General features: G+C 45.1%; 9 protein-coding genes. 4 read left to right on the top strand and 5 right to left on the bottom strand.

Annotated elements, in window-relative coordinates:
- The first annotated feature begins 100 nt into the window (after nt 1–100).
- Nucleotides 101–793: a DUF2982 domain-containing protein gene (locus JKP82_RS02085; protein ID WP_159528269.1), complete on the top strand. Its 693-nt coding sequence runs from the start codon at nt 101–103 to the stop codon at nt 791–793.
- A 14-nt stretch (nt 794–807) separates the two neighbouring features.
- Here the strand turns inward: JKP82_RS02085 and JKP82_RS02080 are convergent, their stop codons facing one another.
- Nucleotides 808–3,939, bottom strand: a complete 3,132-nt coding sequence (locus JKP82_RS02080; protein ID WP_218395646.1) for a hybrid sensor histidine kinase/response regulator — start codon at nt 3,937–3,939, stop codon at nt 808–810.
- A gap of 294 nt (nt 3,940–4,233) precedes the next feature.
- On the opposite strand from JKP82_RS02080, the gene parC reads away from it, so the two are divergent.
- Genes parC through JKP82_RS02065 form a run of 3 tightly spaced genes read left to right on the top strand, consistent with a single transcriptional unit; the run spans nt 4,234 to nt 9,312 of the window.
- Nucleotides 4,234–6,540, top strand: a complete 2,307-nt coding sequence (gene parC, locus JKP82_RS02075) for a DNA topoisomerase IV subunit A (protein WP_218395644.1) — start codon at nt 4,234–4,236, stop codon at nt 6,538–6,540.
- A gap of 60 nt (nt 6,541–6,600) precedes the next feature.
- Nucleotides 6,601–7,137, top strand: coding sequence for a heme NO-binding domain-containing protein (locus JKP82_RS02070; RefSeq protein WP_159528275.1), 537 nt, complete (start codon nt 6,601–6,603; stop codon nt 7,135–7,137).
- A 3-nt stretch (nt 7,138–7,140) separates the two neighbouring features.
- The gene (locus JKP82_RS02065; protein WP_159528277.1) at nt 7,141–9,312 is read left to right on the top strand and encodes a putative bifunctional diguanylate cyclase/phosphodiesterase; all 2,172 of its coding nucleotides are present in this window, start codon (nt 7,141–7,143) and stop codon (nt 9,310–9,312) included.
- Between the two features lie 74 nt (nt 9,313–9,386).
- Here the strand turns inward: JKP82_RS02065 and JKP82_RS02060 are convergent, their stop codons facing one another.
- The 4 genes from JKP82_RS02060 to JKP82_RS02045 all read right to left on the bottom strand — a co-directional run bounded on the left by JKP82_RS02060 (nt 9,387) and on the right by JKP82_RS02045 (nt 14,057).
- The gene (locus JKP82_RS02060; protein ID WP_159528279.1) at nt 9,387–10,193 is read right to left on the bottom strand and encodes a DUF1338 domain-containing protein; all 807 of its coding nucleotides are present in this window, start codon (nt 10,191–10,193) and stop codon (nt 9,387–9,389) included.
- 107 nt (nt 10,194–10,300) lie between these two features.
- Nucleotides 10,301–11,770, bottom strand: a complete 1,470-nt coding sequence (gene astD, locus JKP82_RS02055) for a succinylglutamate-semialdehyde dehydrogenase (protein WP_159528281.1) — start codon at nt 11,768–11,770, stop codon at nt 10,301–10,303.
- Between the two features lie 16 nt (nt 11,771–11,786).
- Entirely contained in the window at nt 11,787–12,824 is a 1,038-nt protein-coding gene (gene astA, locus JKP82_RS02050; RefSeq protein WP_159528283.1) for an arginine N-succinyltransferase, read from the bottom strand.
- Between the two features lie 24 nt (nt 12,825–12,848).
- Nucleotides 12,849–14,057, bottom strand: a complete 1,209-nt coding sequence (locus JKP82_RS02045) for an aspartate aminotransferase family protein (RefSeq protein ID WP_218395642.1) — start codon at nt 14,055–14,057, stop codon at nt 12,849–12,851.
- Nucleotides 14,058–14,330: the final 273 nt, after the last annotated feature.

The following is a 14,330-nucleotide window of genomic DNA, read 5'->3' as shown; positions in this document are numbered from 1 at the left end:
CCAACACGCCATTTTAGCTGGTGGAAAACAGACTGTGCCGTCTGCCAGCGTATTCGACTTTATGTGCTGTGGGCCTTAATTATGTTGGTTGTGTACCTGTATGTCTGGCAATAACCCTGAACCTATTCTTATTCGAGCCGCGTCAAAAAGTAACGGTATAACCAGTATTGTTATTGGTTGCGCAGGGTTGGTGTTTGCTGCGCTTTGGTTTGTATTGCTCCCTGATTGGCTTTTCCTTGCAGGTATTCTTATCACCAGCGCCGCATTAGTTACCTTGCTGGTGGGCTACTTCAAAATTAGAGAGCCTGAATTCAGCCTAGAAATGACCACAGAGGTAATTACCTATCGCCACCGTTTAGGCAGCTGGCGGATACATTGGGAAAACTTACAGCGGGCAGACTGCCCCAGAGTACGACAAGGATTAGAGCATGTAGGGCTTGAAACCGTGGGTTTTAAATTAAAAGACTATACCGAGTTTCTAACCAGTATATCGCCACGTTTGGCCACTCATTTGCTTATGGAGCAGCGGCCTTTGTTGCTGCATAACACCAATGAAGGGTGTGCAACGGGAAGTTGCTACGAAGAGTCTATGTTCGATGACAATCATTTTACGTTAAACAATGGCACGGTACTCACTGGGGTAAAAGCCATGTTGGCAAACCGTATGGCAGAGCTTCGCAAGCGCCTAGGTTATGACGTGTTTATTGCCACCTCTGACATAGATAGAACTCCAGAAGAATTTGCTGCGCTTATTTCTCAATGCCAAGCCGCTCGCAGAACCAATAACGCCTAATAACTTGGGTTAGGCTAACCTGCGCGCGTCTGCCCTTCTGAACAGACTCGCTCAATTTCATCAAGTAATAATGGCAGATTCTCAGCGACTAGAAAATGTTGCCCTAACTTAAGGGCGCTTTCGAGCTCATCTGCCAAACTTTGCAGTCGCGGGGCTCCTATGTAGCAACATGCCCCATGCAGCTTATGAATTTCGAGTTTAAGCTCTGCGTAGTCTCTTTTATTCCACAGCGCTTTTAAATTCGTCAGCATGTCCGGCGCCATGGTAATAAAGTCTTCAAGTAATTCCTTTGCTGCTTCATGGTTTTGGTGTGCACGCTTTAACGCAAGCTGCCAGTCTAATGAAGGTAATAAAATGTGCCCTGGCTCTGTGACATGACACCAAGAGCGAATAAGATCTACCAGTGAACCTATCTCAATGGGTTTGGGCAAATAGTCGTCCATGCCGGAAGCCAATAACCTCTCTTGTTCTTCTTTAAAGGCATGGGCGGTTACCGCAATAATAGGTGTGCCCATATTCAGCGTGGTCTTTCTGATCGCTCGCGACGCCTGAAGACCATCCATAATAGGCATTTGAACATCCATTAATATCAAGTCGAACTCTTGGGTTTGGCACTGATTTACGGCGTCTTCCCCACTTGTTGTGGTCACTAATGATATGGGGGAGTTATCAAGCCAGGTATGCAGCAGCTTGAGGTTCATATCCATATCATCCACGGCTAAAATTCTTGCCCGTGGAAGGGAGTTCAACTTATCTTGAAGTGGATTTCGAGGCATCGCTTTTTTATTGTTCACTAAGCCATCGAGTTTACTTAGTGTCATCGGCATGCGTATTTGAGTATGAAAGTGTTGAGATAAACTCGGGTATTGGGTAAAAGGCTCTGGGCCGGAATACCAAAGTACACGTTTAGTGGCATTAAACTGTACAAAGCGGCTTAAAAACTCATCCCGTTTGTCCATTTTCGATACCGGCACTGTCGCCATAAAGAAATCAGTGGAAGATGATTGTAGTGACAACCTAGAAAGATAATCGATGGACTCGACAGCGGTAACGTTAGCGCCAAGTTGCTTCAACATAGAGGCACTGGCGCGGCGCGTAGCGGGAATGGGGTCGAATATAACCACATGCTTTCCGTGCCACTCGGTATCAGTGCTCAATGCATATTTCTGGCTTAGGTGGTTAGTTCTAAGGGTAACCACAAAAGTGGAGCCTTGCCTTGGTGTACTTTTAAGGGTTAAATCGCCTCGCATTAATCGAACTAGCTCACGACTAATAACCAAGCCTAACCCAGTGCCTTGATAGTTTCGGTTTATCGAGTCATCTACCTGAGAAAACGCATTAAAGAGCTTCTTTCTGTCCTGTCGGTTTATGCCTATACCCGTATCTTCAACGGTGATCTCAATTTCATGAATTCCGTGCAAAAGGGGGCGGCCTCTTACTGCAAGAGTAATAGTACCGGAAGGCGTGAATTTTAAGGCGTTGCTAAGCAAGTTATTCAAGATTTGCTTTATTCTGAATACATCACCTATTAACTTTTCTGGCAAGGGCGCTAGATCGAAAACAAATTCCAACTTTTTAGAATGGGAGGACTTCGCCATAATCGTCACCATTTCTTCCAATAACGTATTGGGAGAAAATGGCTGGTTGTTGATTTGCAGCTTACCGGCTTCAATTTTGGAGAAGTCTAAGACATCGTTCACTATGGTCAGCAAGTTGTCAGCGGCGGTATTAATAATTCGCACTTGTTCTTGTTGATCAGATGGCAGAGAAGCGTGGGTAAGTTCTCGGCTAAACCCAAGAATACCATTCAGTGGCGTACGTATTTCATGGCTCATATTAGCAAGAAATTGCGATTTCACATTACTGGCTTTAATTGCATCTTTACGGGCAATATCTAAGCGTGCATTTTGCTCTTCAATGAGCTCCATATTATTACGTAAATCGTCGGTGGCTTGCTCAACCTCATGCTCAAGTTGGCTTCTACTTTTCTCCATTAGCGCGAATGAAAAGAGCCCAGATTCTAAAAATACACCCACTTGGAAACAGTAAGTGGTGAAGTCGTTTGAGGGGAGTACGCCTATTAAACTTAGCATGCCAATAATGGCACCTGATGCCAGCATACCCCATGCAAATATAAAGTATCGGGCAGGTTGGAAGCGGTTAATGAAGGCTTCAATACCCGCAAATATATAACTACAAATTGCGATAAGACCTACACCATAAACCAAGTTGTTCTTCCAGATTGAAGGAAGCAAACCGAGAAAACAAACTACCCCAATAACCATTTGTACAGCCAATAACAGCACAATGACAGGATGTGCAGCCTTGGCGTTCTTTTTGGTTTCTAGGAAGCTCACGGTAAACAAACCGGATGAGATACCTATGATCACAAATATCAGTTCGGTGTGACCAACAAGCCAAAAGGGTATCCCCCCTGAAAACAGCAAGTGAATATGGCCGCCCCAAATAAATTGCCAAAGAATAACGGCGCATATATAGCCTACATAGGCAATAAGGCTACGCTCGTGAACCCCTAAATACAGCACAAGGTTATAGACGGCCAGTATCAGCAAACCACCGTAAAACAAACCCCACATCAGGCTGTCCATTTGGAACGAACTGCTATGAACAGGCTCTGGTTGCACTCTTAATGGCGTGATAAGGCTTGATGATTGGCTTTCAACACGTATAAATAAATCAACCCGCTCAGCGTTGGCCAGCCTTACCCGTAATGTGGGGATACGAAAAATTTGTTCTTTTTGAGATTTACCCTGATGGCTTTGCTGCAATACTTCTCCGTTTTTAACCAAATAGAAATCGACTTTGTCGAGTTGGCTAAAATTGATGGAAAATACCCAGTTCTCTTGGTTTGACACGTTGGAAAATGACGTTAGTAACCACATTCCTTTGTCTCTAAAACCAAAGTTAGGGTTACTATAGGGATGCATTCGAAAGTCGCTGCGACGTCTACTTACATCGTTTATTGTGAGTGGCAGATTGGTTTCGTATAAATAGTACAGGGAGTCAGAGAGGTCTAAAGAAGCATCTTCATCGAAAAGTTGCTCAATGTGCTGAGCGTGACTTGATTGAGGGGCGGTAAGCCAAAATAGTACGCACAGCAGTGTAAAAATTCGAAACAAATACATCCTGAATAGCTTCTTAATCTTCTTCTATTGTTATTAAACCACTCTGACGGACAATTGTACAAAAGATTGAAACATTAACGTCCATCGTCCTAGTCAGTTAACCTAATAGTGATTATTGCACTAGCCCTTAGTTTCCCCCACAATAGAAACATTGAAGGCTTAATAAAAAGTCCTATTTTGTGGTTAGACACTTCCACATAAACACGCCGTTCGTTAACGCTGCTACCTGTTTAAATAAACTAAATGCTTGGCATTAACGCTGTATTGTGAAAATAACAAAACGAAAAAATTATCATGAGCGACGAGATTATTATTAACCGCGACGGTGTAGAACAACTGCCTTTAAGGCGCTTTACCGAAGACGCTTACTTAAACTATTCCATGTACGTCATCATGGACCGAGCCCTACCTCATATTGCCGACGGCCTAAAACCTGTACAACGACGCATTATATACGCGATGTCTGACTTAGGACTGAGCGCCAATGCTAAGTATAAAAAGTCGGCTAGAACGGTAGGGGATGTATTAGGTAAGTTTCATCCTCATGGAGATTCCGCGTGTTATGAAGCCATGGTATTGATGGCGCAGCCCTTTTCTTACCGCTACCCGTTAGTCGATGGGCAAGGAAACTGGGGCGCACCGGACGACCCTAAATCTTTTGCTGCCATGCGATATACCGAGGCTAAACTTTCTCGTTTTGCAGAAGTATTACTGGATGAGTTAGGTCAAGGCACCGTCGATTGGACCCCTAATTTCGATGGCACATTAGAAGAGCCTTGTGTGCTACCCGCTCGTTTGCCGCATATCTTGCTTAATGGCGTTACCGGTATTGCTGTTGGTATGGCAACAGATATTCCTCCACATAATGTGCGTGAATTGGCTTATGCCTGTGCCATGTTGCTCGACAACAGTAAAGCAGAGCTTAGCGATGTGCTAGAGCACGTTAATGGGCCAGATTATCCTACCGAAGCTGAAGTTATTACGCCTAGAGCTGATATTCGTAAACTTTACGAAACCGGCCGCGGCTCTATTAAAATGCGTGCGGTGTTCCACGAAGAAAATGGTGATATTGTTGTTACTGCGCTGCCTCACCAGGCATCAGGTGGTAAAATTCTAGAACAAATCGCTGGGCAGATGCAGGCTAAGAAGCTGCCAATGGTTAGCGATTTACGCGACGAGTCAGACCACGAAAACCCTACCCGCTTAATTATTACGCCGCGTTCAAACCGTATCGATACTGCCCAGTTAATGCAGCATTTGTTTGCGACTACCGATTTAGAAAAGAACTATCGCGTAAACCTAAACATGATTGGTTTGGATGGTCGTCCTAAGGTTAAAGATCTTCGTACTATTTTATCTGAATGGTTGGTTTACCGAAAAGAGACAGTGACCCGTCGGCTTCAGTACCGATTAGACAAAGTGCTGGCTCGTTTACATATTTTAGAAGGCTTGCTCATTGCCTTTTTGAATATCGATGAAGTTATCGAAATTATTCGTACTTATGAAAAACCCAAGCAAGAATTAATCTCGCGGTTCTCGCTTAGCGATAAGCAAGCAGAGGCAATACTAGAGTTAAAGCTTCGTCATTTAGCCAAGCTTGAAGAAATGAAAATTAAGGGCGAGCAAGACGAGCTGGCAGCAGAGCGTGATAAATTGCAAACCTTGCTAGGCTCAGATCGCCGCTTAAAAACGCTTATCAAGAAAGAAATTCTCGCCGATGCTGAAAAGTATGGTGATGATAGACGTTCACCTATTGTTGAGCGCGGAGAGGCGAAAGCATTATCAGAAAAAGAACTCGTGCCAGCTGAATCTGTCACCGTCGTGTTATCAGAAAAAGGGTGGGCACGTTGCGCCAAAGGTCATGACATTGATGCTGAAGGATTAAGTTACAAAGCGGGCGATGGCTACCTATCCAGTGCAGAAGGAAAAAGTAATCAGCCTGCGGTGTTCATGGATACCTCGGGACGTACTTTCTCCTGTGATGCTCATGGTTTGCCATCGGCGCGGAGTCAGGGGGAACCGCTGACAGGGCGTTTTGCATTGGTAGGTGGTGAGTCGTTTGAACACGTTATTATGGCATCAGACGAGGCTAAATTTTTAGTTGGCTCGGATGCAGGCTACGGTTTTGTAGGTACATTCAAAGACATGGTGAGCAAAAATAAGGCGGGGAAAGCATATCTTTCTTTGCCAACAGCCGCCAAGGTAATGAAGCCTAAACCTGTCACTAACCCTGAGTCAGATTGGTGTTTAACCATTTCGAACGAAGGGCGTATGTTGCTGTTCCCGCTTAAAGACTTGCCAAGCCTCGGTAAAGGGAAAGGGAATAAGCTAATTAATATTCCTGGTGCCAAAGCGCAATCCCGCGAAGAGTTTGTGACCGTATTGGCAGTAGTGCCTGATGGCGCTTCATTAAAAGTTACCGCGGGTAAACGTAATATGACGTTGTCTGCCTCAGATTTAGAACACTATTATGGAGAGCGAGGGCGAAGAGGAAACAAATTACCTCGAGGTTTACAGCGGGTTGATAGTGTTGAAGTGGTAAAAAGTCAAAGCGCTTCGAGTGACGTTAGTTCAGACACCCAAGATAATGATATTTCATAAACATTGGTTGTCGTTGGGTGTGACTGAACTACACTATTATTAATCGTATAAGGGGACCGTATGTTAGGGATTGTATTTACTTCGCTGATAGACATGCTAGAAGAGAAAGTATCGCCTGAATTTGCCGACGAAGTGATTGTCGAAGCCGAGTTAACAAACGACGGAGCTTATACTGCGGTCGGCTATTATCCTTTTGAAGAAATGCAGAAAATCTTATCTATCCTTACCGCGAAAACCGGTAAGTCGGTTAATGAACTGCTGTACGATTTTGGGGTTTACCTTTTTGGTAAGTTGGCGCAAGTACATGGCAATGTACTTGCGGACACGAAAGACATTTTGCAGTTGCTAGAGCACCTTGATGGTGACATTCATGTTCAAGTGCGCAAGCTCTATCCAGATGCTGATTTGCCTAGGTTTACTGTTATATCTAGAACCGATAGTAGTATGCGCTTGCGCTACTTCTCGGAACGAGAATTGTATCCCCTTGCTGAAGGGTTGATGGATGCAGCAGCAGTGCACTTCGATTGCACGCTAGAACGTGAAACTCATCAAATGTCATTCCCTCATACTTACGAATTTAGTATTCAGGTTGTGTAGCCTATGGGCGCCGATCTAGATCCTCTAGAGAAAAAACTACAAAGCTTAGAAAGGCGGCTTCAGCGTGAAAAAACGGCAAGGGAAAAAGCAGAATCCCTGCTGTTGCTTAAGGCTGACGAGCTATACAATTCACTACTTTTCAGTCAGCAATCCCAGAAAAAACTAGAACTGTCTTTATGGGCATCGCAAGAGTCATTTTGGGATTGGCAGGCAAGCCATGACATTATTGATATTCGTGCCTTTTCACTCAATTCAGAAAGTGAATCTACCTGGTCTGGAACTCCAATCGACTTAATGGCGTTAGTGCATGAAGACGACTTGGAAAACTTACAGTTTCAATGGTCGATGGCGCTTCATGGTGGGCGCGAACGCATAGAGCTTTCTTTTCGTATGAGCATACAAGGCCAGTTACAATGGGTTCGTTTGAGAGGGCGTGTGCTCAAGCGGGGCAGTAGTGGTGAAGCCTTGCAAATAGTGGGTACCACGAGAGACATCACGCAGCAAAGGCAAGCGGAGCAATCCTTCCAATTAATGGCATCTGCCTTTGCAAATTCCCGTGAACCTATGTTGGTATTATCCCCCAATTTAAGCATAAACGAATGTAATGAAGCGTTTGTGAAGATGGTAGGTGCGCCAGACAAGATGGCCTGTATCAACCTTAATCTCAATGATTTGCTGATGGGGGCAAAAGTTAATTTAAACAACCTGCATCATAAAAAACAGCTTAGGTTTGAGTCTGTTATTGTGCCCAGAGTAGGAAAAAATACACCGGTTGATATCTCCGTATCTGTTTTTGATAATTACCTGCAAGCCTCCTCGTCGCTTATTGCCACTATGCGTGATATTAGTGAACGTAAACGCAATGAAGCGCGGTTAAAGCAACTTGCTCTGTACGATGAATTAACCGGACTCAGTAATCGAAGCGCTCTACGTGATATTTTTCAAAACCTTTTCGACAGTCAGACAGACTTCCTAGTGGTGTTCATCGACCTTGATGGGTTCAAAGCGATTAACGATACCGCAGGGCACGAGAAAGGCGATATGGAGCTTCAGCGCGTTGCTGCATTGCTCACCGCTTCTTTTGGGCCGTTTGGGGATGTGGCGCGATGGGGAGGAGATGAGTTTATCGCTGTGTTTCCTAGGCAACATACTGAATGGGCGGTGGAGAAATCCGAAGCGCTCATTCGGCTCATCGAAGAAGATGTTGTGGTAACTAAAAAGGTCGAATTGAAACTGTCTGCAAGTATCGGCATTGCCAAATTTCCCGAACACAATACGAGTATTGAGGGCGTTGTGCAATGCGCAGATGCGGCGATGTATCACGCTAAAAAACTTGGCAAAGGCCAAGTGAATGTCTATGAAGATGGGCTTTATGAAAGAATTTCGCAGCAGGTCAGTATGGTTAACGATTTGCGTAAAGCCATCGAAAACAACTTGCTCGACTATTATATTCAAGGCAAGTATGACTTGCAGGGTAATTTGAAAGGCGCTGAGGTGCTTTGCCGGTGGATATCTGGTCTGCAAGGTGTTGTGTCTCCTTTGGTATTTATCCCCATTGCTGAAGAGCACGATCTAGACCGGCTGATTGGTTTGCAAGCACTGGAAGCTGCATGTGACTACATTGCCATGATGGAAGCGCAGCAAGGGGAGAGTATCCCGCTTTCAATTAATATCAGTGTAAACCAAATGCTAGACACCGACTTCCCCGCCCAAGCCACGAAAATTTGCAATGACTGTTCAGTGCGAACCGACATGATTGAACTTGAACTCACCGAGTCTATTTTTATCAGAGATGAAAAAGCCGCGCTTGCTGCGCTAAATAGCCTACGCGACGTTGGTTTCCGTCTTTCACTGGACGATTTTGGCAGCGGTTTTTCTTCCTTAAGTTATCTTCGAAACTTTCATTTTGAAGTTGTAAAAGTAGACAGAAGCTTGGTTAAAGATATCCACAACAACAGTAAAGCGAATGCGCTATTTTGCGGTGTGGTGGCCATGCTCAACAGATTGCAAATTGAAATTGTGGTGGAAGGGGTAGAGCAGGAGTCTTATTTGCCCTTTATGGAAAATGCAGACGTGAACCTCATGCAGGGCTTCTATTTCGATAAGCCCATGCCCTACGATCAGTTCCTTGCAAGGCACACTAACCCAAAAGGTACCTTTCCAGACAACGAATAAAAGGGCTTTCACCCTTTTATCCATTGTACTTCTTATTTTTCGTTTAGCGTGTGCCGATTTAAAGAGTAAACTATCTAACTGGCGTTGGTGCTTTCAAAAATCTTATCAGCGGACGCTGCTACAAAGCCTTGGTAACGTTTGCCATTAGGCATGTCGTAGCGCTGAGCAAATTCGTAGAAACAGCTAGGAATGGCAGCGGTCTCGTCAGAAAAATTCACAGGAGCGCGGTCGGCCATAGTAGACGACTGCGCTAAGAATACCTCAGGCCCGCCTTTTATTTCGCCGCCAGAGGTGTTTAGCACAAAACCGGCTTCTTTAAGACGCGCATTTACATCTGAAAGCTCATCAGTCTGCCCTAAATGATTCACGCTAACCGTGAAGTGATTGGCGCGGAATCCCCATGCTGCCAACCATGCTGCATATTCTGACTCACTAAGTAGAGCATCGTAGTCGGCTTTACTAATGTCCCAGTGACGGCCTGAATAAAGGAAGTTGTCAGCAGTCACTACATCGGCATCCATTTGCGCCACCAGCTTTTGAATTATGGCCTGCGCATTTTCAGACAGTTCGTTTACCCTCAATTCGCTGATAAATACTTTTGGTTTGGTGTCATCAGGGTGTTCGAAATGCTTGGCGGTTAGCTTCTTCGCTTCGAAATTGTAATCTCCCATTTCGGAATAACCAAGGGCAAGAAAGTGCGCGGCCAATTTTTCTAGCGTAGTTTTATCTAATGCGAAGGTCCTAAAAGCAACATGGTCGTTAACAATGTTGTTCGTGCTCTCATCATCGGCAAGTAATGCATGAATTTTGTGAGCTGAAGGGGTAATAGCAACATAATCGTCCCACATGTTGGCAAAGAGCGTATCGATGTTGTTATGCATGGGGTGTGTCCTTTTTTTTCCAGTGTAGCGAGGGTAAATAAAAACTTATAAATAGAAACCAATAAATAAAGCCGCTATTGATAGCGGCTTTGTCTGTAGTGGTTTCTTTAAAGTGTTAGACCGGGGCTTAACTTGCCCGGCAAGGTCACTTTTTCAAGCTCTACAGAGGCAACAGGAAACGCACAATAGTCGGCGGCGTAAAATGCGCTGGCGCGATGGTTTCCACTTTCACCAATGCCACCAAACGGCGCTGCACTACTTGCCCCGGTGATAGGGCGGTTCCAGTTAACAATGCCTGCACGAATTCGTGCAAAGAAGTAACGGTAGTCTTCTTCATTATCAGCTAGCAGTCCTGCCGATAAGCCAAAGCTGGTATTGTTCGCCTCTTCAATTGCGCCATCAAAGTCTGTGTAGCGAATAACCTTAAGCAATGGTCCGAAGTGCTCTTCATCAGGCAATTCAGACAGCATGCCAGTGACATCAATAATACCTGGCGTGGCGAAACCTTTCTGGGTATCAGGCTGCTCTAATCGTAGTAGCACCTTGCCGCCTAAGGCTTCAAGGTCTTGCTGCGCTTTTACCATGGACGCTGCAGCGTTTGCTGAAATCATTGCGCCCATGAAAGGCTGATCTTCTGCGTCATAATCATCAATTTTGATATTTTTAGTGACTTCAAGCAGGCGGGCTAATGTGGCATCACCTTGTGCATTGGCAGGCAAAAACAAGCGGCGCGCACAGGTACAACGTTGACCCGACGTAACAAAGGCTGACTGCACGATATCGTGAACCGCTCCATCAATATCGGCTACATCTTTCACGATTAATGGATTATTTCCGCCCATTTCAAGGGCCAAAATTTTACCTGGATGACCCGCAAATTGTTCGTGCAAAATTTTGCCAGTGCGTGAACTTCCGGTAAAGAATAACCCATCAATACCATTATGCGACGCTAATGCTTTACCGGTTTCAACTTCACCTTGAACTAGGTTCAATACGCCAGCAGGCAAGCCAGCTTGTTCCCATAGCTTAACCATTTCTTCGGCAACCATAGGGGTGAGGTCGCTTGGTTTAAATACCACAGTATTTCCTGCAATTAAGGCAGGTACAATATGGCCATTAGGCAAGTGGCCAGGGAAATTATACGGGCCGAATACCGCTACAACGCCGTGGGCTTTATGGCGAATAAAGGCTTTACCTAAAGGCATAGGGTTTTCAACATTGCCAGTACGCTCGAAATACGCTTTCTCAGAAATAGCGATTTTACCCATCATGGCACCCACTTCTGTGGCGGTTTCCCACTCAGGTTTACCGGTTTCTTTTGCCATCACTTTAGCTAGGTGCTCTTTTGCTTCGCCTAGCTTTTCGCCGTAAACCTTAATAATGTTTAAACGTTCTTCAACCGTCATCATTCCCCACACAGGGGCAGCGGCACGAGCGGCTTTTACCGCTAAGTCTATCTGGCTAGGGGAGGCTGACTTACCTTCCCAAATAATCTGGTTTTTAGCGGGGTCGATTGAGACTAGGTCGTGACCTTCACCGGTCACCCATTGTCCGTCGATAAAATGTGTATGTAACATAAAAAGTGTCCTTCAATTAGTCTCTGAACTTTACGGGTGCAAGGCGAACATGGTCGCCCTCTTGCACATTCAGAGCGGCTGCAGCCTGACGCGAAAGCACGGCAATATTTTGCTCTTCGTTAACCCCTATTTCGGTGGCTACCGCGCGAAAATCTGCAACAGAGGTATTTATGATGTAGTGGGTTTGGCCTTGTGCCGCCGCCGCGTCATCAATAACAATTGGCATTTTTAAGCTAGATTGTGCCGTTCGGATATGACTGAGATTGGCTTCTACCGTAGGGCCCGCATCAAAAATATCGACATAACCGCGACAGCTAAATCCTTCACCTTCAAGCAACTGAAGGGCGGGGCGGGTTTTTTCATGAACCTGACCAATAACCGCCTGTGCTTCTTTACTCAATAGATTGACGTAAATAGGGTATTTAGGCATCAGTTCTGCAATAAACACCTTATTACCAATACCGGTTAGGTAATCAGCAGTTGGGAAGTCCATCGAGAAAAAGTGCGTTTCAAGCCATTCCCAGAAAGGCGAACGACCTTCTTCATCACTAACACCACGCATTTCAGCAATGATAGTTTCAGAGAAGCGCTCACGATGCTCCATCATAAATAAGAAGCGTACTTTCGATAGAAAGCGACCGTTAATTCCACCACGGGCCTGCTCTCTTAAAAACAGCGTACAAATCTCAGTAACACCCGTGTAGTCATTACAAAAGGTTAGAATTTCAACCGTATTGTGAATGTTTAGCTCGCGAGAGGCGTGCACAACCTTACTCAAATGATAGTGGTAAAACGCATCATCAATGCCTACGGCTGCTTCAATGCCAGACGTACCCACTACTTCACCGGTTGTCGTATCTTCCATTACAAAAAGGTACGACTCATCACCGGGTTGGGTCACGTTAGCTTTGGTGAAAGCTTCTTGCGCTTGGTCGACTTTTCTATGTAGCAGATCATCGTTAACCGGTAACGAGGTAAACCCGATACCTGATTCTACGGCAATGTCGTACAAGGCCTTGTAATCAGCTTGCTTAATAGGGCGAATTATATTCATGTTCGCTACTCGCTAAATTGGCGTTTATTCGGCGTTCACAACCGCGGCAACGGCACGTTCAAAGCGGGCTAGGCCTTCTTTAATATCTTCATCAGGAATAACCAAAGAAGGAGCAAAACGAATGACGTTTGCACCTGCAATTAAGCACATAAGATGCTCTTTTGTTGCGGCCATCATAAAGTCGCGAGCGCGACCTTGGTATTTTTCGTTTAATGCGCAGCCAAGCAACATACCTTGCCCACGTATTTCAGAAAATACATCGTACTTGTCGTTAATGGCTGTAAGTAGCTCACGGTACAAGGCTTCTTTGTGTAACACGCCTTTAAGTACTTCAGGCTGGTTAACAATATCAAATGCTTTTTCAGCTACAGCACAGGCTAATGGGTTACCGCCGTAGGTACTTCCGTGAGTACCCGCTTTTAAATGTGCGGCAATCGCAGTAGTCGTTAACATGGCGCCAATCGGGAAGCCACCACCTAGCGACTTTGCGGTCGTTAGAATGTCAGGTGTTACACCTAAGCCCATGTAGGCATAAAGGTGACCGGTGCGGCCAACACCTGATTGCACTTCATCAAAAATGAGCAAGGCATTGTGTTTATCACACAGTTCACGCACACCTTTGATAAATTCAACATCAGGAGAAATGATACCACCTTCCCCTTGAAGCGGCTCCATCATAACCGCACACGTGTTGTCAGAGATTAATGCTTCAAAAGCGGCTAAATCGTTATAATCGCAATGCTCAACAGCGCCCGGCTTAGGACCAAAGCCATCAGAATAAGCGGCTTGCCCGCCAACCGTTACGGTAAAGAAAGTACGGCCGTGAAAACCTTTGTTAAAAGCAATAATTTGGTTTTTGTCTTCACCGTAGTTATCTAATGCGAAACGACGAGCTAATTTTAATGCGGCTTCATTGGCTTCTGCGCCTGAGTTAGCAAAGTACACTTTCTCTGCAAACGTGGCGTTCACCAGTTTAGAAGCTAAGCGAAGTGCTGGCTCATTAGTGAATACGTTGCTCAAGTGCCACAGCTTGCTGCCTTGTTCGTTAAGCGCCTTAACGAGTTCAGGGTGACAATGACCTAGTACGTTCACGGCAATACCGCCAGCGAAGTCGATGTACTCAGCACCATCCTGATCCCAAACACGTGAACCTTCACCGCGTACGGGTACCATGCCCGCAGGATTGTAGTTAGGCACCATCACTTCATCAAACGTTGCGCGAGTTACTGTCATTTTTGTTACCTCTGTTTTAAGCGCCCGTGTTGGTACAATAGACCTCGAACAGGCGGAAAAATAAACGAAATTACCGGTGAGTATGCCATTTTTTTAAGTGTTTGTCTTGTTTGTGAATGGCTGCAGCCCTTTATATACAAGGACTCTGGCTTAATTTGCAAGAAAAGTGAATAACTATTTACTACTAAGCCATATTGTTTAGGAATAGTGTAATTAAAAGGTGAATTAGGTGTTTAATCCCATAGCCAGAGCGCGTTGATCTGGCTTAGTTCA

The organism is Alteromonas lipotrueae (assembly GCF_019249215.1).
Lineage (GTDB): Bacteria > Pseudomonadota > Gammaproteobacteria > Enterobacterales > Alteromonadaceae > Alteromonas > Alteromonas lipotrueae.
The sequence above is the reverse complement of the archived record's forward strand: the minus strand, read 5'-3'. Positions and strand labels throughout refer to the sequence as shown.

Bases quoted from the DNA above. Each gene is read 5' to 3' on its own strand.
- astA (WP_159528283.1), bottom strand. From the start codon at position 12,824: ATGAATATAATTCGCCCTATTAAGCAAGCTGATTACAAGGCCTTGTAC.
- JKP82_RS02060 (WP_159528279.1), bottom strand. From the start codon at position 10,193: ATGCATAACAACATCGATACGCTCTTTGCCAACATGTGGGACGATTAT.
- JKP82_RS02065 (WP_159528277.1), top strand. From the start codon at position 7,141: ATGGGCGCCGATCTAGATCCTCTAGAGAAAAAACTACAAAGCTTAGAA.
- astD (WP_159528281.1), bottom strand. From the start codon at position 11,770: ATGTTACATACACATTTTATCGACGGACAATGGGTGACCGGTGAAGGT.
- JKP82_RS02080 (WP_218395646.1), bottom strand. From the start codon at position 3,939: ATGTATTTGTTTCGAATTTTTACACTGCTGTGCGTACTATTTTGGCTT.
- JKP82_RS02085 (WP_159528269.1), top strand. From the start codon at position 101: ATGTCTGGCAATAACCCTGAACCTATTCTTATTCGAGCCGCGTCAAAA.
- JKP82_RS02045 (WP_218395642.1), bottom strand. From the start codon at position 14,057: ATGACAGTAACTCGCGCAACGTTTGATGAAGTGATGGTGCCTAACTAC.
- JKP82_RS02070 (WP_159528275.1), top strand. From the start codon at position 6,601: ATGTTAGGGATTGTATTTACTTCGCTGATAGACATGCTAGAAGAGAAA.
- parC (WP_218395644.1), top strand. From the start codon at position 4,234: ATGAGCGACGAGATTATTATTAACCGCGACGGTGTAGAACAACTGCCT.